Below are 22,485 nucleotides of genomic sequence, written 5' to 3'. Positions count from 1 at the left end.
ATGCCTTCAGATGCGGTAGGTGCTCTTGGTCATGACCTTGGCCAGCAAGCTCATGCCAAAGCGGACAGGGGCCGGGAAGCGATAACCACCGGCTTCCAGGGCGGACTCGGCGTGCTGCTCCTCGTCGATGCGCATCTGTTCGAGAATGGCCCGGGACTTTTCGTCTTCGTGCGGGATCTGCTCCAGGTGCTCGTCGAGGTGCTTGCACACCTGGTGCTCGGTGGCGGCGACGAAGCCCAGGCTGACCTTGTCGCTGACCAGGCCGGCAAGTGCGCCGATGCCGAACGACATGCCGTAGAACAAGGGGTTGAGCACGCTTGGGTGGCTGTTCAACTGGCGAATGCGCTGTTCGCACCAGGCCAGGTGGTCCACCTCTTCCTCGGCGGCATGCTCCATGGCCTTGCGTACTTCGGGCAGCTTGGCGGTCAGGGCCTGGCCCTGGTACAGCGCCTGGGCGCACACTTCACCGGTGTGGTTGATACGCATCAGCCCGGCGATGTGGCGGGTCTGCTGCTCGTCCAGGTCGACGTCCGGCTGGACAATGGCCGGCGATGGCCGGGCGGGTTGGCCGCTGAAGGGCAGCAAGGTGCGCATGGCGGTATCGGCCTGCAGCAACAAGCGGTCGAGCGGCGAGTAGTGACGTTCGGTAGCCATCGGGCACCTCCGCAAGAATGTGCCCGACAGTTTACCGCAATAGCGGCGGGGTCGCTTGCCGTGGATCAGCCCGGTGGCCAGTTCATCTGGCGCTGGCCCAGCACGTGCATATGGATGTGGTAGACAGTCTGGCCGCCCTTCGGGTTGCAGTTCATGACCACGCGGAAACCTTCCTCGCAGCCCTGCTCGACAGCCAGGCGCTGGGCGGTGAACAGGATGTGGCCCGCCAGGGCCTTGTCTTCTTCGGTCAGGTCATTGAGCGTGCGGATGTGTTTTTTCGGGATGACCAGAAAATGTACCGGTGCCGCGGGTGCAATGTCCTTGAAGGCCAGGACCTGGTCGTCTTCGTAGATGATATCCGCCGGGATTTCCCGGTTGATGATTTTGAGGAATAGATCGTCCACAGCACTTGCTCCATGGTGAGGGTCGGGCCGAGTGTACTCAGCCGAGCGCCGCTCGCCCAGTGGCTATTCCATGCCGGCCGGGCAATAGCGGCGGTGGATGGCGCCGGCCAGTTTGCACACCAGCCAGCGCGGCAGCAGGCGCGGGGCCAATGCCAGCCAGCGGTTGCGTCGGCCTGGCATGATCAGCGCACGGTTCTTGTCCAGTGCACGCACGGTATACAGCGCTACTTCTTCGGGGCTGAGGCAGCGGGGTTTGCCATCGAGCCGCGCAATGCGCCGGCGCGAGGAGCGTACAGGGCCTGGGCACAATACCGAGACCTTGATACCGGTACGCTTGAGTTCTTCGCGCAGGGCCTGGGAAAAACTCAGCACGTACGCCTTGCTGGCGGCATAGGCCGCCATCCACGGGCCGGGTGCCACCCCGGCAAGGCCAGCGACGTTGAGGATCTGGCCGCCACCCTGCACGGCCATCAGGTTGCCGATGGCGTGGCACAGGCGGCTCAGGGCCAGAACGTTGACCTCCAGCAGATCCTGCTCGTCGGCCCACTCATGGGCCAGGAACGGCCCGTAGGTACGCAAGCCGGCACAGTTGACCAGCAGGTCGATACGCCGTTCGCCTTCTTCCAGTTCCAGTACGAAGCCAGAAAGACGCAGCGGCTGGCTGAGGTCGCAGGCGCGGAACAGCACCTCGACACCAAAGCGTTGGGTCAACTCAAGGGCCACGGGTTCCAGCGTTTCCCGCTGACGTGCCACCAGGATCAGGTTGCGCCCGCGCCGTGCCAGCGCTTCCGCCAGGGCCAGGCCCAAGCCGCTGGAAGCACCAGTGATCATGGCGTAACGGGTCATGCAAGGCTCCTGGGGGCGAAAGAGGGCGCCTAGTGTACAGCTTGGCCGGGTAAGGTGTTGCGTTTTGCTACAAGGTGCGGGCGCGCAGAATCTGGCAGCGATCCAGGGCTTCCCGGTACTCACTGTGGAGCCGTTCGATCAATGCACTGGCGCTGGGCAGATCATGGATTTCGCCGACACCCTGGCCCGCCGACCATACGGTCTTCCAGGCCTTCGCTTCGTCGTCGATAGGTTTGAGCTTGCCTTGCTCGTGGCCGCCCTTGAGGGCGTTCATGTCGTAGCCAGCCTGCTCCAGGCTTGAACGCAGGAAGCTGGCAGGTATGCCGGACACTGCCGGGGTGTGAATGATGTCGGCGGCGTGGGCATTGAGTAGCATCTGCTTGTAGGCATCCTGGGCCTGGCTTTCTGCGGTGGCGATGAAGCGCGTACCCATGTAGGCCAGGTCGGCGCCCAGCAATTGTGCGGCGAGGATTTCGTGGCCATGGTTGAGGCAGCCGGCCAGCAGCAGGGTCTTGTCGAAGAACTGGCGAATCTCTGCGGCCAGGGCGAAAGGGCTCCAGGTGCCTGCATGGCCGCCCGCGCCGGCAGCCACGGCGATCAAGCCATCGGCACCCGCTTGCGCGGCCTTCTCGGCATGGCGGCGCGTGGTGACATCGTGGAACACCAGGCCGCCGTAGCCATGCACGGCATCGACCACTTCCTTGACCGCCCCCAGGCTGGTGATGACGATCGGCACGCGATGCTCCACGCACAAAGCCAGGTCGGCCTGCAGGCGTGGGTTGGTCGGATGGACGATCAGGTTGACCGCATAGGGGGCTGGCGCCTCCAATAGCGCCAGGCTTGCCTCGATTTCCTCCAGCCAGGCCTTGAAGCCGGCGCTGTCGCGCTGGTTCAGGGCCGGGAAACTACCCACTACGCCGCTGGCGCAGCACGCCAGTACCAGTTTGGGGTTGGAGATCAAGAACATCGGCGCTGCGACAACAGGCAAGCGCAGGCGTTGTTCGAGCGAGGCAGGTAGCGACATGGCAAGGCTCCTTGAGCGGGTGGCTATGTCAGAACGGTTTGACCACCACCAGAATTACGATGCCCAGCAGGAACAGCACGGGCACTTCGTTGAACCAGCGATAGTAGACGTGGCTGCGGGTGTTGTTGCCGCTGGCGAAGCGTTTGCGTTGGGCACCGCACATGTGATGGTAGCCGGTCAGCAGGATGACCAGGGTCAACTTGGCATGCAGCCAGCCCTGGCTCAGCCAGCCGGGCGTGAGATAGAGCATCCATGCGCCGAACACGTAGGTGGCGATCATCGCCGGGTTCATGATGCCGCGGTACAGCTTGCGTTCCATGGTCACGAAACGTTCCTGGCTGATGCTGTCCTGGCTCTGGGCGTGGTAGACGAACAGCCGCGGCAGGTAGAACAGGCCGGCGAACCAGCAGACCACGCTGACGATATGCAGCGCTTTGATCCATAGGTAAAGCATGGAGGGAGTTCCTTCAGGTATTCACGGTCGTCAGATAGTAGTGGTCAAGCGCCCGAAGGGTCACCCGAAGAGTTGTTACAGGCGCTTCACGCCCCTATCATCGTGCGCTTTCCAGACGGCTCGTTGATAAGGGGCAAGCGTTATGATCAAGGTCGGTATCGTCGGCGGCACGGGTTACACCGGCGTCGAACTGTTGCGTCTGCTGGCACAGCATCCACAGGCCGAAGTGGCGGTCATCACTTCGCGCTCCGAGGCGGGCGTGGCGGTGGCGGACATGTACCCGAACCTGCGCGGCCACTATGACGGGCTGGCGTTCAGCGTGCCGGACAGCAAGGCGCTGGCTGCCTGTGATGTGGTGTTCTTCGCTACCCCGCACGGTGTTGCCCATGCCTTGGCCGGTGAACTGCTGGCGGCCGGCACCAAGGTGATCGACCTCTCGGCCGACTTCCGCCTGCAGGATGCCACCGAGTGGGGCAAGTGGTATGGTCAGCCGCACGGTGCGCCAGAGCTGCTCAAGGACGCCGTGTATGGCCTGCCTGAAGTCAACCGCGAGAAGATACGCCAGGCGCGCCTGATCGCCGTACCGGGTTGCTACCCTACCGCCACCCAGCTAGGCTTCCTGCCGCTGCTGGAGGCGGGCCTGGCCGACCCGTCGCGCCTGATTGCCGACTGCAAGTCGGGTGTCAGCGGTGCCGGTCGTGGTGCGGCAGTGGGTTCGCTGTTCTGCGAGGCCGGCGAAAGCATGAAGGCCTATGCGGTCAAGGGCCATCGTCACCTGCCGGAAATCAGCCAGGGCCTGCGCCTGGCTGCTGGCAAGGACATCGGCCTGACCTTCGTGCCGCACCTGACGCCAATGATCCGTGGCATCCACGCCACCCTGTACGCGAATGTTGTCGACACCTCGGTTGACCTGCAGGCGCTGTTCGAGAAGCGCTACGCCGAAGAACCGTTCGTCGATGTGATGCCAGCTGGCAGCCACCCGGAAACCCGCAGTGTGCGCGGCGCCAACGTCTGCCGCATTGCCGTTCATCGTCCGCAGGGTGGTGACTTGGTGGTGGTGCTGTCGGTGATCGACAACCTGGTCAAGGGAGCCTCCGGCCAGGCGGTACAGAACCTGAACATCCTGTTCGGCCTGGATGAGCGGATGGGCCTGTCCCACGCAGGCTTGCTACCGTAAGCGAACTGCGATCGAAATGGCCCGCCTTGCGCGGGCCATTTTGTCAGTCGCGACTAAAGCCGCACAATTCTTGACCAATTTTCTCGGGAAAGCGGATAATGCGCGTCATCGAGTTTTAAGGCGGCAACTGCGCCGGGAGAGTCAACATGAGCGTCGAAACCTTCACCCCTACCGGTCTGGAATTCACCCATGGGGCGGCCCAGAAAGTGAAGAACCTGGTCAATGAGGAAGGCAATGAACGTCTGAAACTGCGGGTGTTCGTGACCGGTGGCGGCTGCTCGGGCTTCCAGTACGGTTTCACTTTCGATGAAGATGTGGCCGAAGATGACACCATCGTCGAGCGCGAAGGCGTGTCGCTGGTGGTCGACCCGATGAGCTTCCAGTATCTGGCTGGCGCTGAGGTGGACTATCAGGAAGGCCTGGAGGGGTCGCGCTTTGTGATCAAGAACCCGAACGCTGCCACTACGTGCGGTTGCGGGTCCTCGTTCTCGATCTGAGATCTGGCTCTACGAAAACGCCGCGCAATTGCGCGGCGTTTTGCTTTCTGGTGTAGCAGTTAGGCCGGGTAGATTGCGCCCAGTACCCGCAAACCCTTGGCCGCCGTCACGCTTGGCCGGTTGGCGCTGATGCCTTCGAGGCAGCAGTGGGCCAGCCAGGCAAAGGCCATGGCCTCGACCCAGTCAGGGTCTACGCCATGGGCGCCGGTACTGGTGACACGGGCCTTGGGCAGCAGTTGGCCGAGGCGGGCCATGAGGGCACCGTTACGTGCGCCGCCACCGCACACCAGCAACGCTTCGGTGCCTTGCTGGGCATTGCTCAGCGAGTCGATGATGCTGCGAGCGGTAAGCTCAAGCAATGTCGCCTGTACATCCTCGTCCGGGTAAGCGGGCAGGCCTGCCAGGTGGCCATCCAGCCAAGGCAGGTTGAACACTTCGCGGCCTGTGCTCTTCGGGCCGTTACCCGCAAAGAACGGGTCGGCCAGCATCGCACTCAGCAAGCCCCCCTGTACCACGCCCGAGGCCGCCCAGGCACCATCGGCATCGTAGGCCTGGCCGCGCTTGCGCTCTATCCAGGCATCCAGCAGCACGTTACCCGGACCGCAGTCGAAGCCGTGGACCGGCTTGTCCTGCTCGATCAGGCTGAGGTTGCTGAAGCCGCCCACATTCAGGATTGCCAGACGCTGGCCCAGGTGGCCGAACAGGGTTTCGTGGAAGGCCGGAACCAGCGGCGCACCTTGGCCTCCGGCAGCCACATCGCGCCGGCGGAAATCGGCAACCACGCTGATACCCGTTAGCTCGGCGAGCAGCGCCGGGTTGCCGATTTGCACGGTAAAACCGCGTGCGGGCTCGTGGCGGATAGTCTGGCCGTGGCTGCCGATGGCGCGGATGGCCTCGGCCCCCAGTCCTTGGCGGGCAAGCAGTTGGCGTATACCTTCGCCTGCCAGGCTGGCCCAGCGGTTTTCGGCCAGCGCCGCGCGGGCTATTTCGTCAGGGCCGCTGCTGCACAGGGCAAGCAGTTCCTGGCGCAGGTCGCCGGGCATGGGCAGGTAATGGGTGGCGAGCAGTTCAAGCTGCTCGCCTTGTTCGATCAAGGCAATGTCAAGGCCATCAAGGCTGGTGCCGGACATTACCCCCAGGTAGAGCGCCATGGGCTTAGCGCTTGTTCGCTGCGAGCAGGGTGGCCTTTTCCTGATCCATACGGGCAATCAGGGGCTGGCTCTGCTGCAGGAAGCGCTGGCGCTCGTTCTTGGCGATTGGATCAGCCATTGGCACTTTCTGGCTCAGCGGATCGACGTGCACACCGTTGACCTGGAACTCATAGTGCAGGTGGGGCCCGGTAGACAGGCCGGTGGTGCCGATGTAACCGATGATCTGGCCCTGCTTTACCGAACTGCCAGTCTTGATGCCTTTGGCAAAGCCCTGCATGTGCCCGTACAGCGTCTTGTAGCGGTTGCCGTGCTGGATGATCACGGTGTTGCCGTAACCGCCACGGCGCCCAGCCAGTTCGATGCGGCCGTCACCGGCAGCCTTGATTGGCGTACCGCGCGGGGCGGCGTAGTCGACGCCTTTGTGCGCGCGGATCTTGTTCAGGATGGGGTGCTTGCGGCCGGCGGAAAAGCGCGAACTGATACGGGCAAAGTCCACCGGCGTACGGATGAAGGCCTTGCGCAGGCTGTTGCCGTCGGCAGTGTAGTAAGTGGTGTTGCCCTGCTTGTTGGTGTAGCGCACGGCGGTGTAGGTCTTGCCGCGGTTGGTGAAGCGGGCGGACAGGATGTTGCCGGTGCCGACCACCTTGCCGTCCATGACCTTCTGCTCGTAGACCACATCGAACTCGTCGCCTGGGCGAATATCCTGAGCGAAGTCGATGTCGTAACCCAGCACCCGGGCCATGTCCATGGTCATGCTGTGGGAGAGACCGGCGCGCTGGGCCGAAGCCGATAGCGAGCTCTTGATCACGCCGTGGGCATAGGCAGTACGAACTACGGGTTTGCTGATTTCACGGTTGAAGGTGTAGCCCTTGGCGGACTTCGTCAGCCGAATGGTCTCGAGATTGCTGACCTTGCTGTGCAGGCTGGCGAGCTGGCCATCCTTGTCGAGCTCGAACTGCAGTACCTGGCCGTGTTTGAGCTGGCTGAACTGCTTGGCCTGCTTGTTACTGGCCAGCAGGTCGTGTACCGCATTGGCCGGCAGGCCGACCTTGGCGAACAGGGTGGACAGGGTGTCGCCACGTGCCACGGTGACTTCGCGGTGGCCAGGCTGCTTGGCTGCTTCGGCGACGGGTTCGGTGGCAGGGGCTGGCTGCTCGGCCGTTTGGGTCTTGGGGGCTGCCTCTTCGATCTGGGCGAAGGGCGAGCCTTGCTCACTTTCTGCCTGCACCAGGGGGGCAGCACGGGATTCGTCTTTCAGCTGCTCGGCCGGGCTCTCCAGCTCGAGGTTGAGGGTGGTTTTCTTGGCTTCCACTTCGCTGGAGGGGAATACCAGCAGAGCCAGACTGAGCAGGGCGGCAATGCCGCTGGCGGCCAACAGATGGCTTTTCGGATAAAGCGGGGGCGCTTTAGGCGGTTCGTTGGTCATGGGTAAGGTGACTTTGAAAAAGTGAAATGGAAAAGATGAATGACATGATGAAGATGAAATAACTGTATAAAATATAACCAAATCCATTTTCACGCAAGGGCGCGTAGACGCCGCAAGCCCGTGCCCGGGTCACATTCCTTTGCGAAACTTGTATTTGACGGCCGATCTTGTATGGTTGGCTCCCCCTGAATCTGAGCCTTGCGGGTTTGTCTATGAAGTCGGTTGAAGAGCAGCTGGCGCTTATAAAGCGCGGCGCGGAAGAAGTACTGGTCGAGTCGGAACTGGTAGAGAAGCTCAAGCGCGGCCAGCCTCTGCGCATCAAGGCCGGCTTTGACCCGACTGCGCCTGACCTGCACCTGGGTCACACGGTGCTGATCAACAAGCTGCGTCAGTTCCAGGAGCTGGGCCATCAAGTCATCTTCCTGATCGGTGACTTCACCGGCATGATCGGTGACCCCAGCGGCAAGAGCGCCACGCGCCCACCGCTGACCCGTGAGCAAGTGCTGGACAACGCCGAGACCTATAAGCAGCAGGTGTTCAAGATTCTCGACCCGGCCAAGACCGAGGTCGCGTTCAACTCCACCTGGATGGACAAGCTGACCCCGGCCGACTTCATTCGCCTGGCGTCGCAGTACACCGTGGCGCGCATGCTTGAGCGCGATGACTTCGACAAGCGTTACACCACCAACCAGCCGATCGCTATTCACGAGTTCCTCTACCCCCTGGTGCAGGGCTATGACTCGGTGGCGCTGAAGGCGGACGTCGAGCTGGGTGGTACCGATCAGAAGTTCAACCTGCTGATGGGGCGCGAGCTGCAACGCGCCTATGGTCAGGAAGCGCAGAACATCGTGACCATGCCGTTGCTCGAAGGCCTCGACGGTGTGAAGAAAATGTCCAAGTCGCTGGGCAACTATGTAGGTATTCAGGAAGCGCCGGGGGTGATGTACAGCAAGCTGGTATCTATCCCGGATACTTTGATGTGGCGTTACTTCGAGCTGCTGAGCTTCCGTTCGATGGAAGAGATCGAGCAGTTCCGTGCCGATGTCACCAAGGGTGCCAACCCGCGCGACATCAAGATCAAGCTGGCCGAAGAGATCGTTGCGCGTTTCCATGGTGAGGAGGCAGCGGCCAACGCTCACCGTGGTGCTGGTAACCGCATGAAAGAAGGTGAGTTGCCGGAAGACCTGCCGGAAGTCGAAGTGGTTGCAGCGGAAAACTTGCCGATTGCTGCCGTGCTGAACCGGGCTGGCCTGGTAAAGAACTCGGCTCAGGCGCGGGACCTGCTGAGTGGCGGCGCTGTTAAAGTCGACGGTGCGGCCGTGGATCGTGACTTCGTGTTTGCGCTGGGCGCGACCCATGTGTGCCAAGCGGGCAAGAAGTCGTTTGCACGGGTTACCCTCAAGGCTGAGTGAGCGATTGCAGGTGTAGCTATATAGAAGCGGGGAGGCCGAAAGGCCTCCCCGCTTTGTTTTTTTGGGTGTTCGCCTTGGGGTCTTCAGCGGCTGCAAGATCGGGGGCGCTTGATCTCATAGGCGCTGAATGTGTTGTGGCGGACATCTGGTGGCCTTCATAGGGTCTTTCCCCTCATATTTCGATTTCTTGAAATTAAGGGTTGACGCCCTTCTGAATCCCCTTATAATGCGCCCCACTTCCAGCGACATCGGAACGACAAACTCCTTGAGATTCAATGAGTTAGGTAGTTAAGGTGGCGTTGAAAGGGCTACGATCGAATGATCGCAAGCGGTTGAAATGGTGGTTGACAGCGCTTCTAAACGCTGTATGATTCGCCTCCCGCTGCGAGAGATCGCAGCGAGCCAAGTGTTTGAAGCTAAACGAGTTTCTCGCAAAAAACTTCAAAATAAACGCTTGACAGGCTCTGAGGAAAGCGTAGAATGCGCGCCTCGATTGAGACGAAAAACTCTTAACCAAACGCTCTTTAACAAATCGAATCAAGCAATTCGTGTGGGTGCTTGTGAGTATGGACTGATAGTCAAAAAGATTATCAGCATCACAAGTGACCATGCGAGAAATCACATAGTCATTTGAGATTGCTGAGCCAAGTTTAGGGTTTCTTAAAAACCCAAGCAGTATTGAACTGAAGAGTTTGATCATGGCTCAGATTGAACGCTGGCGGCAGGCCTAACACATGCAAGTCGAGCGGATGAGAAGAGCTTGCTCTTCGATTCAGCGGCGGACGGGTGAGTAATGCCTAGGAATCTGCCTGGTAGTGGGGGACAACGTTTCGAAAGGAACGCTAATACCGCATACGTCCTACGGGAGAAAGCAGGGGACCTTCGGGCCTTGCGCTATCAGATGAGCCTAGGTCGGATTAGCTAGTTGGTGAGGTAATGGCTCACCAAGGCGACGATCCGTAACTGGTCTGAGAGGATGATCAGTCACACTGGAACTGAGACACGGTCCAGACTCCTACGGGAGGCAGCAGTGGGGAATATTGGACAATGGGCGAAAGCCTGATCCAGCCATGCCGCGTGTGTGAAGAAGGTCTTCGGATTGTAAAGCACTTTAAGTTGGGAGGAAGGGCATTAACCTAATACGTTAGTGTTTTGACGTTACCGACAGAATAAGCACCGGCTAACTCTGTGCCAGCAGCCGCGGTAATACAGAGGGTGCAAGCGTTAATCGGAATTACTGGGCGTAAAGCGCGCGTAGGTGGTTTGTTAAGTTGGATGTGAAAGCCCCGGGCTCAACCTGGGAACTGCATCCAAAACTGGCAAGCTAGAGTACGGTAGAGGGTGGTGGAATTTCCTGTGTAGCGGTGAAATGCGTAGATATAGGAAGGAACACCAGTGGCGAAGGCGACCACCTGGACTGATACTGACACTGAGGTGCGAAAGCGTGGGGAGCAAACAGGATTAGATACCCTGGTAGTCCACGCCGTAAACGATGTCAACTAGCCGTTGGAATCCTTGAGATTTTAGTGGCGCAGCTAACGCATTAAGTTGACCGCCTGGGGAGTACGGCCGCAAGGTTAAAACTCAAATGAATTGACGGGGGCCCGCACAAGCGGTGGAGCATGTGGTTTAATTCGAAGCAACGCGAAGAACCTTACCAGGCCTTGACATGCAGAGAACTTTCCAGAGATGGATTGGTGCCTTCGGGAACTCTGACACAGGTGCTGCATGGCTGTCGTCAGCTCGTGTCGTGAGATGTTGGGTTAAGTCCCGTAACGAGCGCAACCCTTGTCCTTAGTTACCAGCACGTTATGGTGGGCACTCTAAGGAGACTGCCGGTGACAAACCGGAGGAAGGTGGGGATGACGTCAAGTCATCATGGCCCTTACGGCCTGGGCTACACACGTGCTACAATGGTCGGTACAGAGGGTTGCCAAGCCGCGAGGTGGAGCTAATCTCACAAAACCGATCGTAGTCCGGATCGCAGTCTGCAACTCGACTGCGTGAAGTCGGAATCGCTAGTAATCGCGAATCAGAATGTCGCGGTGAATACGTTCCCGGGCCTTGTACACACCGCCCGTCACACCATGGGAGTGGGTTGCACCAGAAGTAGCTAGTCTAACCTTCGGGAGGACGGTTACCACGGTGTGATTCATGACTGGGGTGAAGTCGTAACAAGGTAGCCGTAGGGGAACCTGCGGCTGGATCACCTCCTTAATCGACGACATCAGCCTGCTGATGAGCTCCCACACGAATTGCTTGATTCATTGTAAAAAGGCGATTAAGACCTGTATCGGTCTAGCGTTTTTCCTGGTCAGAACTTGGAAATGAACATTTGTATCGAATGTTGATTTCTGACTTTTGTCAGATCGTTCTTTAAAAATTCGGATATGTGATAGAAATAGACTGAACACCAGTTTCACTGCTGGTGGATCAGGCTAAGGTAAAATTTGTGAGTTCTGCTCGAAAGAGCGACGTGCGAATTTTCGGCGAATGTCGTCTTCACAGTATAACCAGATTGCTTGGGGTTATATGGTCAAGTGAAGAAGCGCATACGGTGGATGCCTTGGCAGTCAGAGGCGATGAAAGACGTGGTAGCCTGCGAAAAGCTTTGGGGAGTCGGCAAACAGACTGTGATCCAGAGATCTCTGAATGGGGGAACCCAGCCAGCATAAGCTGGTTATCTTGTACTGAATACATAGGTGCAAGAGGCGAACCAGGGGAACTGAAACATCTAAGTACCCTGAGGAAAAGAAATCAACCGAGATTCCCTTAGTAGTGGCGAGCGAACGGGGACCAGCCCTTAAGTTGGTTTGAGATTAGTGGAACGCTCTGGAAAGTGCGGCCATAGTGGGTGATAGCCCCGTACACGAAAATCTCTTATCAATGAAATCGAGTAGGACGGAGCACGAGAAACTTTGTCTGAATATGGGGGGACCATCCTCCAAGGCTAAATACTACTGACTGACCGATAGTGAACTAGTACCGTGAGGGAAAGGCGAAAAGAACCCCGGAGAGGGGAGTGAAATAGATCCTGAAACCGTATGCGTACAAGCAGTGGGAGCCTACTTGTTAGGTGACTGCGTACCTTTTGTATAATGGGTCAGCGACTTATATTCAGTGGCGAGCTTAACCGAATAGGGGAGGCGTAGCGAAAGCGAGTCTTAATAGGGCGTTTAGTCGCTGGGTATAGACCCGAAACCGGGCGATCTATCCATGGGCAGGTTGAAGGTTAGGTAACACTGACTGGAGGACCGAACCGACTACCGTTGAAAAGTTAGCGGATGACCTGTGGATCGGAGTGAAAGGCTAATCAAGCTCGGAGATAGCTGGTTCTCCTCGAAAGCTATTTAGGTAGCGCCTCATGTATCACTGTAGGGGGTAGAGCACTGTTTCGGCTAGGGGGTCATCCCGACTTACCAAACCGATGCAAACTCCGAATACCTACAAGTGCCGAGCATGGGAGACACACGGCGGGTGCTAACGTCCGTCGTGAAAAGGGAAACAACCCAGACCGTCAGCTAAGGTCCCAAAGTCATGGTTAAGTGGGAAACGATGTGGGAAGGCTTAGACAGCTAGGAGGTTGGCTTAGAAGCAGCCACCCTTTAAAGAAAGCGTAATAGCTCACTAGTCGAGTCGGCCTGCGCGGAAGATGTAACGGGGCTCAAACCATGCACCGAAGCTACGGGTATCATCTTATGATGATGCGGTAGAGGAGCGTTCTGTAAGCCTGTGAAGGTGAGTTGAGAAGCTTGCTGGAGGTATCAGAAGTGCGAATGCTGACATGAGTAACGACAATGCGAGTGAAAAACTCGCACGCCGAAAGACCAAGGTTTCCTGCGCAACGTTAATCGACGCAGGGTTAGTCGGTCCCTAAGGCGAGGCTGAAAAGCGTAGTCGATGGAAAACAGGTTAATATTCCTGTACTTCCAGTTATTGCGATGGAGGGACGGAGAAGGTTAGGCCAGCCTGGCGTTGGTTGTCCAGGTTTAAGGTGGTAGGCTGAAATCTTAGGCAAATCCGGGATTTCAAGGCCGAGAGCTGATGACGAGTTGCCTTTAGGCGACGAAGTGGTTGATACCATGCTTCCAAGAAAAGCTCCTAAGCTTCAGATAACTGGGAACCGTACCCCAAACCGACACAGGTGGTTAGGTAGAGAATACCAAGGCGCTTGAGAGAACTCGGGTGAAGGAACTAGGCAAAATGGCACCGTAACTTCGGGAGAAGGTGCGCCGGCGAGGGTCAAGGACTTGCTCCGTAAGCCCATGCCGGTCGAAGATACCAGGCCGCTGCGACTGTTTATTAAAAACACAGCACTCTGCAAACACGAAAGTGGACGTATAGGGTGTGACGCCTGCCCGGTGCCGGAAGGTTAATTGATGGGGTTAGCGCAAGCGAAGCTCTTGATCGAAGCCCCGGTAAACGGCGGCCGTAACTATAACGGTCCTAAGGTAGCGAAATTCCTTGTCGGGTAAGTTCCGACCTGCACGAATGGCGTAACGATGGCGGCGCTGTCTCCACCCGAGACTCAGTGAAATTGAAATCGCTGTGAAGATGCAGTGTATCCGCGGCTAGACGGAAAGACCCCGTGAACCTTTACTATAGCTTTGCACTGGACTTTGAATTTGCTTGTGTAGGATAGGTGGGAGGCTTTGAAGTGGGGACGCCAGTTCTCATGGAGCCATCCTTGAAATACCACCCTGGCAACTTTGAGGTTCTAACTCAGGTCCGTTATCCGGATCGAGGACAGTGTATGGTGGGTAGTTTGACTGGGGCGGTCTCCTCCCAAAGAGTAACGGAGGAGTACGAAGGTGCGCTCAGACCGGTCGGAAATCGGTCGTAGAGTATAAAGGCAAAAGCGCGCTTGACTGCGAGACACACACGTCGAGCAGGTACGAAAGTAGGTCTTAGTGATCCGGTGGTTCTGTATGGAAGGGCCATCGCTCAACGGATAAAAGGTACTCCGGGGATAACAGGCTGATACCGCCCAAGAGTTCATATCGACGGCGGTGTTTGGCACCTCGATGTCGGCTCATCACATCCTGGGGCTGAAGCCGGTCCCAAGGGTATGGCTGTTCGCCATTTAAAGTGGTACGCGAGCTGGGTTTAGAACGTCGTGAGACAGTTCGGTCCCTATCTGCCGTGGACGTTTGAGATTTGAGAGGGGCTGCTCCTAGTACGAGAGGACCGGAGTGGACGAACCTCTGGTGTTCCGGTTGTCACGCCAGTGGCATTGCCGGGTAGCTATGTTCGGAAGAGATAACCGCTGAAAGCATCTAAGCGGGAAACTTGCCTCAAGATGAGATCTCACTGGGATCTTGAATCCCCTAAAGGGCCGTCGAAGACTACGACGTTGATAGGTTGGGTGTGTAAGCGCTGTGAGGCGTTGAGCTAACCAATACTAATTGCCCGTGAGGCTTGACCATATAACACCCAAGCAATTTGCTGACGCAGATTGCGGTGGTGAAGATGATACGAACCGAAAGTTCGCAACGAACCACAAACATCACATATCCGAATTCGCTGGGCTGTCCATCTGGACATTCTGGCTACAGAATTTCTTGACGACCATAGAGCATTGGAACCACCTGATCCCATCCCGAACTCAGCAGTGAAACGATGCATCGCCGATGGTAGTGTGGGGTTTCCCCATGTGAGAGTAGGTCATCGTCAAGATTCATTTCGCAAAACCCCTATCTGCGCATGCAGGTAGGGGTTTTGTCTTTGTGGGCAAAAAATTCAGCCCAGCTCGAATCCCTGTGGGAGCGGGCTTGCCCCGCGAACACGGCGAAGCCCGTGGCATCCACCGCGCAGCCTGTTTCGCGGGCACGCCCGCTGCCACAAGGCAGGGCGCACGCCAGGTATGCAGGCCCTTTTCCTATGCAAGCCAACAGCCCATGGCTATCATGCCTGCCTTATTCCAAGTCGAGACTGGCATGCTGAAGTTGTTGAACCTCCTCAAGGATGGCCGGTTCCATTCCGGAGAAGCTCTGGGGGCAGCCCTCGGGGTGAGTCGCAGCGCCGTTTGGAAGCAGCTGCAGCACCTGGAGAGCGAGCTGAACCTCACCATTCACAAGGTTCGTGGGCGCGGCTACCAGCTGGCGGCGCCGCTGGCTTTGCTCGAGGCACAGGCTATCGCCGGGTTTGCCGAAGGCGAGCAGTGGCCGGTTTTCATCCACGAAATCATCGACTCGACCAACGCCGAAGGCTTGAGGCTTGCCAATCAAGGGCAGGTAGCGCCATTTATCGTCTTGGCTGAGCGGCAAAGCGCAGGCCGCGGGCGACGTGGCAGGCAATGGGTCAGCCCATTTGCCGAAAACCTCTATTACAGCCTTGTCTTGCGTGTGGATGGCGGCATGCGCCAGCTCGAAGGCTTGAGCCTGGTGGTGGGTGTTGCAGTGATGCGTACTCTGCAGGCATTCGGCGTAAAGGATGTAGGGCTCAAATGGCCCAATGACGTGCTGGTTCGCGGGCAGAAGATAACTGGCATTCTCCTGGAGCTGGTGGGTGACCCGGCCGATGTCTGTCATGTGGTACTGGGTATTGGTATCAATGTGAACATGCAGGTCAATGGCCAAGTCGACCAGGAGTGGACCTCAATGCGGCGTGAGCTGGGTGCGGCGATAGACCGCAACCACCTGGTGGCGTCGCTCAATCAGCAATTGCAGCACGAATTGGCACGCCATCGTCGTTACGGTTTTGCCGCATTCCAGGAGGAATGGGAGCAGGCGCACCTGTGGCAGGGGCGCACTGTTTCACTGGTTGCCGGTAGCACGCGTATTGATGGCGTGGTTCTTGGCGTCGACGGGCAGGGCGGCTTGCGCCTTGAGGTGGACGGAGTTGAAAAGAGCTTCAGTGGTGGTGAGCTCAGTTTGAGGTTGCGTGATGATTCTTGAGCTCGACTGCGGTAATAGCTTCATCAAGTGGCGCGTAATCCATACCGCTGATGCAGTGATTGAAGGTGGCGGGATCGTCGATTCCGATCAAGCGCTGCTGGCTGAAGTGGCTGCGCTGGCATCGGTACGTCTGACCGGGTGCCGCATCGTCAGTGTGCGCAGCGAGGAAGAAACCGATGCGCTTTGTGCGTTGATAGCCCAGGCATTTACCGTGCAGGCGCATGTTGCGCATCCGGCCCAGCGCATGGCCGGTGTGCGCAACGGTTATGATGACTATCAGCGTCTGGGCATGGACCGTTGGCTGGCAGCGCTGGGTGCATTTCACCTGGCCAAGGGCGCGTGCCTGGTGATCGACCTTGGTACCGCTGCTAAAGCGGACTTTGTGGCCGCAGACGGCGAACACCTGGGTGGCTACATCTGCCCGGGCATGCCATTGATGCGCAGTCAGTTGCGTACCCACACCCGGCGAATCCGTTATGACGATGACTCTGCCGAGCGCGCATTGACCAGTTTGTCGCCGGGCCGCTCTACTGTCGAAGCGGTCGAGCGTGGCTGCGTGTTGATGCTTCAGGGCTTTGCACGTACGCAGCTCGAGCAGGCGCGTGCGCTGTGGGGGGATGAATTCACGGTGTTCCTCACCGGGGGCGATGCGCCGCTGGTGAGGGAGGCCGTGCCGCAGGCGCGTGTCGTCCCTGACCTGGTTTTTGTTGGTCTGGCCATGGCCTGCCCATTGGATTGAGGTGCCTATGCGTTGGTTGTTTCTGTTGTTACTGGTGCTCAACGTCTTCTATTACGTTTGGCATCAGCAGGAAGCACCGCTGAAGGTCAAGGAAGTCGCTCCCCTGTCGTTGTACAAGGGGAATCAGCAAGAAATCCGTCTGTTGCGTGAAACGGGTCTGTCGGCGCCACCCAGGCGCCGTGATGAGTGCCTGGTGGTGGGGGGGGTAACAGGGCAGGAGCAGCTGGATGCACTGCGTCAGCGCTTGCTGAGCCTAGATATTGCCACTTTGCCAGTGGTGGGGCAGTTGCCTGGAGCAGATGGGCGCTGGCTCAAGGTTGCCCCGGAAAGCGAGCGTTTGCTGGACCAAACGGTGCTTTCGGCTCTTTCCAATGATTTCAAAGACTTAAAACATAAAATTATTTTCTGCCAGGGTATTGCAACTGGTGAATAGCTTGATAGAATGGCGCCCGCTTCACAGGGAACACCACTCAGGTGGTAGAACTGGAAGCGGTGTCAAAGCAGCTAAGTTTCAGATTTGATTGAAAAAATTTGAAAAAACGCTTGACACTGGGACGGCAGACAAATAGAATGCCGGCCACATCTGGAGGGATTCCCGAGCGGTCAAAGGGGACGGACTGTAAATCCGTTGCGAGAGCTTCGAAGGTTCGAATCCTTCTCCCTCCACCAGTTTTAGCGAGAGCCGCAAGCTCCGCGGGTATAGTTTAGTGGTAGAACCTCAGCCTTCCAAGCTGATGATGCGGGTTCGATTCCCGCTACCCGCTCCAAGTTTGCTGGATTTTGCGCAAAGTGTTTCGCTCTTGTAGCTCAGTTGGTAGAGCACACCCTTGGTAAGGGTGAGGTCAGCGGTTCAAGTCCGCTCAAGAGCTCCATATAAACAAGGCAGATATGAAAATATCTGCCTTTGTTTTATCAGCGCAAGACTATTTCTTCTGCGGAGGATTGTATCGATGGCTAAGGAAAAGTTTGATCGTTCCCTTCCCCACGTTAACGTCGGCACTATCGGCCACGTTGACCACGGTAAGACCACTCTGACCGCAGCTCTGACTCGCGTCTGCTCCGAAGTTTTCGGTTCGGCAGTCGTTGAGTTCGACAAGATCGACTCGGCTCCGGAAGAAAAAGCGCGCGGTATCACCATCAACACCGCTCACGTCGAGTACAACTCGAACATTCGTCACTACGCTCACGTTGACTGCCCAGGTCACGCTGACTACGTGAAGAACATGATCACCGGTGCTGCCCAGATGGACGGCGCGATCCTGGTTTGCTCGGCCGCCGATGGTCCGATGCCACAAACCCGTGAGCACATCCTGCTGTCCCGTCAGGTTGGCGTTCCGTACATCGTGGTCTTCCTGAACAAGGCTGACCTGGTAGACGACGCTGAGCTGCTGGAACTGGTTGAGATGGAAGTTCGCGACCTGCTGTCCACCTATGACTTCCCAGGCGACGACACCCCGATCATCATCGGTTCGGCTCGTATGGCGCTGGAAGGCAAAGACGACAACGAGATGGGCACCTCCGCCGTCAAGAAGCTGGTTGAAACTCTGGACAGCTACATCCCAGAGCCAGAGCGTGCTATCGACAAGCCGTTCCTGATGCCAATCGAAGACGTATTCTCGATTTCGGGTCGTGGTACCGTTGTTACCGGTCGTATCGAGCGTGGTATCGTCCGCGTTCAGGATCCGCTGGAAATCGTTGGTCTGCGTGACACCACCACCACCACCTGCACCGGTGTTGAGATGTTCCGCAAGCTGCTGGACGAAGGTCGTGCTGGCGAGAACTGCGGCGTTCTGCTGCGTGGTACCAAGCGTGACGACGTTGAGCGTGGCCAGGTTCTGGTCAAGCCAGGTTCGGTCAAGCCGCACACCAAGTTCACCGCAGAAGTCTACGTCCTGTCGAAGGAAGAAGGCGGTCGTCACACTCCGTTCTTCAAAGGCTACCGTCCTCAGTTCTACTTCCGTACCACTGACGTGACCGGTAACTGCGAACTGCCGGAAGGCGTTGAAATGGTAATGCCAGGTGACAACATTCAGATGACTGTTACCCTGATCAAGACCATCGCAATGGAAGACGGTCTGCGCTTCGCTATCCGTGAAGGCGGTCGTACCGTCGGCGCCGGCGTCGTAGCAAAAATTATTGAATAAGTAGTTGATTTACTTGATCAGGCCGGTATAATGGCCGGCCTGATACAGCGTTACAGGTCAGTAGCTCAATTGGCAGAGCGACGGTCTCCAAAACCGTAGGTTGGGGGTTCGATTCCCTCCTGACCTGCCATTTCACTTCGGTGTGATGGCTTTCTTCTCACAGGATCCTCCTTGATGACTCCCAAAACTGAAGCCCAAGAATCGCGTTTTGATCTGTTCAAGTGGCTGGCTGTAGTTGCTTTGGTGGTTGTAGCTGTTGTGGGTAATCAATATTACTCCGCCTCTCCGATCCTGTATCGCGTTCTCGCACTTCTCGTCCTGGCTGCTGTCGCAGGCTTTGTAGCTCTGCAGACTGCGAAGGGCAAGTCGTTCTTTGCGTTGGCGAAGGAAGCTCGTACCGAAATCCGTAAAGTCGTGTGGCCGACCCGCCAGGAAACCACCCAGACCACGCTGATTGTCGTGGCTGTCGTGCTGGTTATGGCACTGCTGCTGTGGGGTCTAGATTCCCTGCTCGGCTGGGCGGTCTCCCTGATCGTTGGCTAAAGGTGTCCCGTGGCTAAGCGTTGGTATGTTGTGCATGCTTACTCGGGTTACGAGAAGCATGTAATGCGCTCCCTGATTGAGCGCGTCAAGCTGGCTGGCATGGAAGACGGTTTCGGCGAGATCTTGGTTCCGACCGAAGAAGTCGTCGAAATGCGCAACGGCCAGAAGCGCAAGAGTGAGCGTAAATTCTTCCCTGGCTATGTACTGGTCCAGATGGAGATGAACGAAGGGACTTGGCACTTGGTCAAGGACACCCCTCGTGTGATGGGCTTTATTGGCGGTACCGCAGACAAGCCTGCACCGATCACCGATAAAGAAGCTGAAGCTATCCTGCGTCGCGTTGCTGACGGTAGCGACAAGCCGAAGCCGAAGACACTGTTCGAGCCAGGTGAAGTGGTTCGTGTCATTGACGGTCCGTTCGCTGACTTCAATGGTAGTGTCGAAGAGGTTAACTACGAAAAGAGTCGCCTCCAGGTGGCGGTGCTCATTTTCGGTCGCTCTACTCCGGTGGAGCTCGAGTTCAGCCAGGTCGAAAAGGTCTAGGCGGACGAAGCATCCCAAACCCCGCAGCCCTGTGTGTTGCGGGGTTTTGTCGTCACTGGGATAAAACGCAAGTCATCCGGGGAGCCATCAGGCGTTCGTACCCGATTTTGGAGTAGCTCATGGCTAAGAAGATTCAGGCTTACATCAAGCTGCAAGTTAAGGCCGGCCAGGCCAACCCAAGCCCACCCGTTGGTCCAGCACTGGGCCAACACGGTGTGAACATCATGGAATTCTGCAAGGCCTTCAACGCCCGTACCCAGGGTCAAGAAGCCGGCCTGCCGACTCCTGTGATCATCACTGTCTACAGCGACCGTAGCTTCACCTTCGAGACCAAGAGCACCCCTGCCTCGGTTCTGCTGAAGAAAGCTGCTGGCCTGACCAGTGGTTCGGCTCGTCCGAACACCGTTAAAGTCGGTACCGTTACCCGTGCTCAGCTGGAAGATATCGCCAAGGCAAAACAGGCTGATCTGACCGCTGCTGACCTGGACGCTGCTGTACGCACCATCGCTGGCTCTGCCCGCAGCATGGGCCTGAACGTGGAGGGTGTGTAATGGCTAAGCTGACCAAACGCCAAAAGGCAATCGCCGAAAAAATCGAAGCAGGCAAGGCCTACAACTTCGAAGAAGCGGCAACTCTGCTGGCCTCGCTGCCTGCTGCCAAGTTCGTCGAGTCCTACGACATCGCCGTTAACCTCGGTGTTGACCCGCGTAAATCCGACCAGGTCGTTCGTAGCGCTACTGTGCTGCCACACGGCACTGGCAAGACCGTTCGCGTTGCTGTCTTCACCCAGGGTCCAGCTGCTGAAGCCGCTCTGGCTGCCGGCGCTGACCGCGTAGGTATGGACGATCTGGCTGCCGAAATGAAAGCCGGCGATCTGAACTATGACGTCGTCATCGCATCGCCTGATGCCATGCGCGTTGTAGGTCAGCTGGGTCAGGTTCTGGGTCCTCGCGGCCTGATGCCTAACCCGAAAGTTGGTACCGTTAGCCCAGACGTAGCCACTGCCGTGAAAAACGCCAAGGCTGGTCAGGTTCGCTACCGTACCGACAAAAACGGTATTATCCACACCTCCGTTGGCAAGGTCGGCTTTGAAGCTGGCAAGCTGAAGGAAAACGTTGAAGCCCTGATCGCTGATCTGAAGCGTATCAAACCAGCTTCGTCGAAAGGTATCTACGTCAAGCGCGTTACCCTGAGCACCACCATGGGCCCAGGTCTGGTCATCGATCAGAGCTCGCTGAACGTGTAAGAACATGGCGGTGCGATTCGTCTCGCCGCCAGCAAAAATTGGGGTCCCTGCCTGGCGGGGGCTATCCAAGACCGTAGGTGGCGCAAGCCTTAAAACACCAGCCCACGCAGATGGTGCTCCCGATTCGTTACCGAATCAGACACCAAAACGACATCCGGCTTCGGCCAGATGAAACGGTAAAAACCAGGAGTAAACCCGTGGCAATTAAACTCGAAGACAAGAAGGCCATCGTCGCTGAAGTCAACGAGGCTGCCAAAGTCGCTCTGTCCGCTGTTGTGGCTGATGCCCGTGGTGTGACTGTAAGCGCAATGACCGGACTCCGTAAAGAGGCCCGCGAGGCTGGCGTTTACGTACGTGTCGTACGTAACACCCTGCTCAAGCGCGCTGTTGAAGGCACCGAGTTTTCGGTCCTCAACGACGCGTTCAAAGGCCCGACCCTGATTGCTTTCTCCAACGAACACCCGGGCGCTGCTGCTCGTCTGTTCAAAGAGTTCGCCAAGGGTCAGGACAAGTTCGAGATCAAGGCAGCTGCGTTTGACGGCAATTTCATTGCAGCGAACCAGATCGACGTGTTGGCTACCCTGCCGACCCGCGACGAAGCTATTGCACGACTGATGAGCGTTATTCAAGGCGCCACCAGCAAGCTGGCTCGTACTCTGGCAGCCATTCGCGACCAGAAAGAAGCTACCGCTGCCTAAGGCACGCGAACTCTTTCAAAATCATTTGTTTAATTTGATGGCTGCGTAGGCCTTCACCCCAATACAGGATTTAAGTCATGTCCCTGACTAACGAGCAAATCATCGAAGCAATCGGCCAGAAAACCGTTCTGGAAGTTGTTGAGCTGATCAAAGCAATGGAAGAAACCTTCGGCGTGACCGCTGCTGTTGCCGCTGCTGGCCCAGCTGCTGCTGCCGCTGTTGTTGAAGAGCAGACCGAGTTCAACGTTGTTCTGGTTGAAGCCGGCGAGAAGAAAGTGAACGTGATTAAAGCCGTTCGCGAGCTGACCGGTCTGGGCCTGAAAGAAGCCAAAGAGAAAGTCGATGGCGCTCCTCAGGTTGTAGCTGAAGGCGTTTCGAAAGAAGCCGCTGAAGACGCTAAGAAGAAGCTGGAAGAAGCAGGCGCTAAAGTCGAGCTGAAGTAATTTCGACTTTGCGATGCCAGCCTGAGCGTTGAGCACAAGGCTGATGGCTGGTGGCTTATGCCACCGGCCTTTTTCCGTTATTGGCGGTCGGTCAAGCCGGCCCCGATAACAAGCTGCAAGACACCCACGTGGGTGGCGCAAACCAAGGGGTTTGCACGATTTTCTGGCTGCTCCCGCCGGGAGAAGCC

The 22,485-nt window shown here is 57.5% G+C and carries 20 protein-coding genes, 4 tRNA genes and 3 rRNA genes; 20 read left to right on the top strand and 7 right to left on the bottom strand.

Features of this window, described 5'->3' with window-relative positions; translation table 11 throughout:
* Positions 1–6: 6 nt before the first annotated feature.
* From coq7 to hemJ, 5 genes are all read right to left on the bottom strand, one after another.
* Positions 7–654 carry a 2-polyprenyl-3-methyl-6-methoxy-1,4-benzoquinone monooxygenase gene (gene coq7 / locus J3A71_RS26725; RefSeq protein WP_016484635.1) on the bottom strand — a complete coding sequence of 216 codons (648 nt, stop codon included), beginning with the start codon at positions 652–654 and terminating at the stop codon, positions 7–9.
* A 65-nt stretch (positions 655–719) separates the two neighbouring features.
* Positions 720–1,058: a histidine triad nucleotide-binding protein gene (locus J3A71_RS26720; RefSeq protein ID WP_016484636.1), complete on the bottom strand. Its 339-nt coding sequence runs from the start codon at positions 1,056–1,058 to the stop codon at positions 720–722.
* 63 nt (positions 1,059–1,121) lie between these two features.
* Entirely contained in the window at positions 1,122–1,904 is a 783-nt protein-coding gene (locus J3A71_RS26715; protein ID WP_016484637.1) for an SDR family oxidoreductase, read from the bottom strand.
* A 67-nt stretch (positions 1,905–1,971) separates the two neighbouring features.
* Positions 1,972–2,928 (bottom strand): nitronate monooxygenase family protein, encoded by a 957-nt coding sequence (locus J3A71_RS26710; RefSeq protein WP_096425503.1) that lies wholly within the window; start codon positions 2,926–2,928, stop codon positions 1,972–1,974.
* 28 nt (positions 2,929–2,956) lie between these two features.
* Positions 2,957–3,382: a protoporphyrinogen oxidase HemJ gene (gene hemJ, locus J3A71_RS26705; RefSeq protein ID WP_016484639.1), complete on the bottom strand. Its 426-nt coding sequence runs from the start codon at positions 3,380–3,382 to the stop codon at positions 2,957–2,959.
* Between the two features lie 142 nt (positions 3,383–3,524).
* Here hemJ and argC point away from each other — a divergent pair, with 142 nt between their 5' ends.
* On the top strand, positions 3,525–4,559 hold the full coding sequence (gene argC / locus J3A71_RS26700) for an N-acetyl-gamma-glutamyl-phosphate reductase (RefSeq protein WP_096425504.1): 1,035 nt from the start codon (positions 3,525–3,527) through the stop codon (positions 4,557–4,559).
* A gap of 146 nt (positions 4,560–4,705) precedes the next feature.
* Positions 4,706–5,056 (top strand): iron-sulfur cluster insertion protein ErpA, encoded by a 351-nt coding sequence (gene erpA / locus J3A71_RS26695; protein ID WP_003255511.1) that lies wholly within the window; start codon positions 4,706–4,708, stop codon positions 5,054–5,056.
* A gap of 59 nt (positions 5,057–5,115) precedes the next feature.
* Here erpA and J3A71_RS26690 read toward each other — a convergent pair whose 3' ends face one another.
* Positions 5,116–6,207: an anhydro-N-acetylmuramic acid kinase gene (locus tag J3A71_RS26690; protein ID WP_060517955.1), complete on the bottom strand. Its 1,092-nt coding sequence runs from the start codon at positions 6,205–6,207 to the stop codon at positions 5,116–5,118.
* 4 nt (positions 6,208–6,211) lie between these two features.
* On the bottom strand, positions 6,212–7,633 hold the full coding sequence (locus tag J3A71_RS26685) for a peptidoglycan DD-metalloendopeptidase family protein (RefSeq protein ID WP_016484642.1): 1,422 nt from the start codon (positions 7,631–7,633) through the stop codon (positions 6,212–6,214).
* Between the two features lie 212 nt (positions 7,634–7,845).
* Between J3A71_RS26685 and tyrS the strand changes: the two genes are divergently transcribed.
* From tyrS to rplL, 18 genes are all read left to right on the top strand, one after another.
* A complete protein-coding gene (tyrS, locus tag J3A71_RS26680; RefSeq protein WP_095116696.1) occupies positions 7,846–9,045 on the top strand; it encodes a tyrosine--tRNA ligase in 1,200 nt (399 codons plus the stop codon).
* 680 nt (positions 9,046–9,725) lie between these two features.
* Positions 9,726–11,262: ribosomal RNA gene (locus tag J3A71_RS26675) — 16S ribosomal RNA — on the top strand.
* Between the two features lie 317 nt (positions 11,263–11,579).
* Positions 11,580–14,471, top strand: a 23S ribosomal RNA gene (locus J3A71_RS26670).
* A 134-nt stretch (positions 14,472–14,605) separates the two neighbouring features.
* Positions 14,606–14,721, top strand: a 5S ribosomal RNA gene (rrf, locus tag J3A71_RS26665).
* The 16S, 23S and 5S rRNA genes sit together here, the layout of an rRNA operon.
* A gap of 260 nt (positions 14,722–14,981) precedes the next feature.
* Positions 14,982–15,941 carry a bifunctional biotin--[acetyl-CoA-carboxylase] ligase/biotin operon repressor BirA gene (gene birA, locus J3A71_RS26660; RefSeq protein WP_031312439.1) on the top strand — a complete coding sequence of 320 codons (960 nt, stop codon included), beginning with the start codon at positions 14,982–14,984 and terminating at the stop codon, positions 15,939–15,941.
* The gene (locus J3A71_RS26655; RefSeq protein ID WP_016484645.1) at positions 15,931–16,680 is read left to right on the top strand and encodes a pantothenate kinase; all 750 of its coding nucleotides are present in this window, start codon (positions 15,931–15,933) and stop codon (positions 16,678–16,680) included. Before birA ends, J3A71_RS26655 begins: the two co-directional genes overlap by 11 nt.
* Positions 16,681–16,687: 7 nt before the next feature.
* Positions 16,688–17,113, top strand: coding sequence for a hypothetical protein (locus J3A71_RS26650; protein ID WP_016484646.1), 426 nt, complete (start codon positions 16,688–16,690; stop codon positions 17,111–17,113).
* A 152-nt stretch (positions 17,114–17,265) separates the two neighbouring features.
* A tRNA-Tyr gene (locus J3A71_RS26645) sits at positions 17,266–17,349 on the top strand.
* A 24-nt stretch (positions 17,350–17,373) separates the two neighbouring features.
* Positions 17,374–17,447, top strand: a tRNA-Gly gene (locus J3A71_RS26640).
* A gap of 29 nt (positions 17,448–17,476) precedes the next feature.
* Positions 17,477–17,552 (top strand) — tRNA-Thr (locus tag J3A71_RS26635).
* 78 nt (positions 17,553–17,630) lie between these two features.
* Complete coding sequence (gene tuf, locus J3A71_RS26630; protein ID WP_016484647.1) at positions 17,631–18,824, top strand: elongation factor Tu; 1,194 nt, start codon at positions 17,631–17,633, stop codon at positions 18,822–18,824.
* A gap of 54 nt (positions 18,825–18,878) precedes the next feature.
* Positions 18,879–18,954: transfer RNA gene (locus J3A71_RS26625), tRNA-Trp, on the top strand.
* 44 nt (positions 18,955–18,998) lie between these two features.
* Positions 18,999–19,367 carry a preprotein translocase subunit SecE gene (gene secE / locus J3A71_RS26620; protein ID WP_016484648.1) on the top strand — a complete coding sequence of 123 codons (369 nt, stop codon included), beginning with the start codon at positions 18,999–19,001 and terminating at the stop codon, positions 19,365–19,367.
* A gap of 9 nt (positions 19,368–19,376) precedes the next feature.
* Positions 19,377–19,910, top strand: coding sequence for a transcription termination/antitermination protein NusG (nusG, locus tag J3A71_RS26615; protein ID WP_003255501.1), 534 nt, complete (start codon positions 19,377–19,379; stop codon positions 19,908–19,910).
* 119 nt (positions 19,911–20,029) lie between these two features.
* Positions 20,030–20,461 (top strand): 50S ribosomal protein L11, encoded by a 432-nt coding sequence (gene rplK / locus J3A71_RS26610; RefSeq protein ID WP_003255500.1) that lies wholly within the window; start codon positions 20,030–20,032, stop codon positions 20,459–20,461.
* Positions 20,461–21,156 carry a 50S ribosomal protein L1 gene (gene rplA / locus J3A71_RS26605; RefSeq protein WP_016392127.1) on the top strand — a complete coding sequence of 232 codons (696 nt, stop codon included), beginning with the start codon at positions 20,461–20,463 and terminating at the stop codon, positions 21,154–21,156. Before rplK ends, rplA begins: the two co-directional genes overlap by 1 nt.
* A gap of 197 nt (positions 21,157–21,353) precedes the next feature.
* Complete coding sequence (gene rplJ / locus J3A71_RS26600) at positions 21,354–21,854, top strand: 50S ribosomal protein L10 (protein WP_016484649.1); 501 nt, start codon at positions 21,354–21,356, stop codon at positions 21,852–21,854.
* A 77-nt stretch (positions 21,855–21,931) separates the two neighbouring features.
* Positions 21,932–22,297, top strand: a complete 366-nt coding sequence (gene rplL, locus J3A71_RS26595) for a 50S ribosomal protein L7/L12 (protein ID WP_007957596.1) — start codon at positions 21,932–21,934, stop codon at positions 22,295–22,297.
* The last annotated feature ends 188 nt before the right edge of the window (positions 22,298–22,485 follow it).

Origin of the sequence: Pseudomonas sp. PvP089, from assembly GCF_017875165.1 — a bacterium.
GTDB classification, from domain to species: Bacteria; Pseudomonadota; Gammaproteobacteria; order Pseudomonadales; family Pseudomonadaceae; genus Aquipseudomonas; species Aquipseudomonas fortuita.
The sequence above is the reverse complement of the archived record's forward strand: the minus strand, read 5'-3'. Positions and strand labels throughout refer to the sequence as shown.

Coding starts and splice junctions, on each gene's coding strand:
- coq7 (WP_016484635.1), bottom strand. CDS start 654: ATGGCTACCGAACGTCACTACTCGCCGCTCGACCGCTTGTTGCTGCAG.
- J3A71_RS26715 (WP_016484637.1), bottom strand. CDS start 1,904: ATGACCCGTTACGCCATGATCACTGGTGCTTCCAGCGGCTTGGGCCTG.
- J3A71_RS26710 (WP_096425503.1), bottom strand. CDS start 2,928: ATGTCGCTACCTGCCTCGCTCGAACAACGCCTGCGCTTGCCTGTTGTC.
- hemJ (WP_016484639.1), bottom strand. CDS start 3,382: ATGCTTTACCTATGGATCAAAGCGCTGCATATCGTCAGCGTGGTCTGC.
- argC (WP_096425504.1), top strand. CDS start 3,525: ATGATCAAGGTCGGTATCGTCGGCGGCACGGGTTACACCGGCGTCGAA.
- erpA (WP_003255511.1), top strand. CDS start 4,706: ATGAGCGTCGAAACCTTCACCCCTACCGGTCTGGAATTCACCCATGGG.
- J3A71_RS26690 (WP_060517955.1), bottom strand. CDS start 6,207: ATGGCGCTCTACCTGGGGGTAATGTCCGGCACCAGCCTTGATGGCCTT.
- J3A71_RS26685 (WP_016484642.1), bottom strand. CDS start 7,633: ATGACCAACGAACCGCCTAAAGCGCCCCCGCTTTATCCGAAAAGCCAT.
- tyrS (WP_095116696.1), top strand. CDS start 7,846: ATGAAGTCGGTTGAAGAGCAGCTGGCGCTTATAAAGCGCGGCGCGGAA.
- birA (WP_031312439.1), top strand. CDS start 14,982: ATGCTGAAGTTGTTGAACCTCCTCAAGGATGGCCGGTTCCATTCCGGA.
- J3A71_RS26655 (WP_016484645.1), top strand. CDS start 15,931: ATGATTCTTGAGCTCGACTGCGGTAATAGCTTCATCAAGTGGCGCGTA.
- J3A71_RS26650 (WP_016484646.1), top strand. CDS start 16,688: ATGCGTTGGTTGTTTCTGTTGTTACTGGTGCTCAACGTCTTCTATTAC.
- tuf (WP_016484647.1), top strand. CDS start 17,631: ATGGCTAAGGAAAAGTTTGATCGTTCCCTTCCCCACGTTAACGTCGGC.
- secE (WP_016484648.1), top strand. CDS start 18,999: ATGACTCCCAAAACTGAAGCCCAAGAATCGCGTTTTGATCTGTTCAAG.
- rplK (WP_003255500.1), top strand. CDS start 20,030: ATGGCTAAGAAGATTCAGGCTTACATCAAGCTGCAAGTTAAGGCCGGC.
- rplA (WP_016392127.1), top strand. CDS start 20,461: ATGGCTAAGCTGACCAAACGCCAAAAGGCAATCGCCGAAAAAATCGAA.
- rplL (WP_007957596.1), top strand. CDS start 21,932: ATGTCCCTGACTAACGAGCAAATCATCGAAGCAATCGGCCAGAAAACC.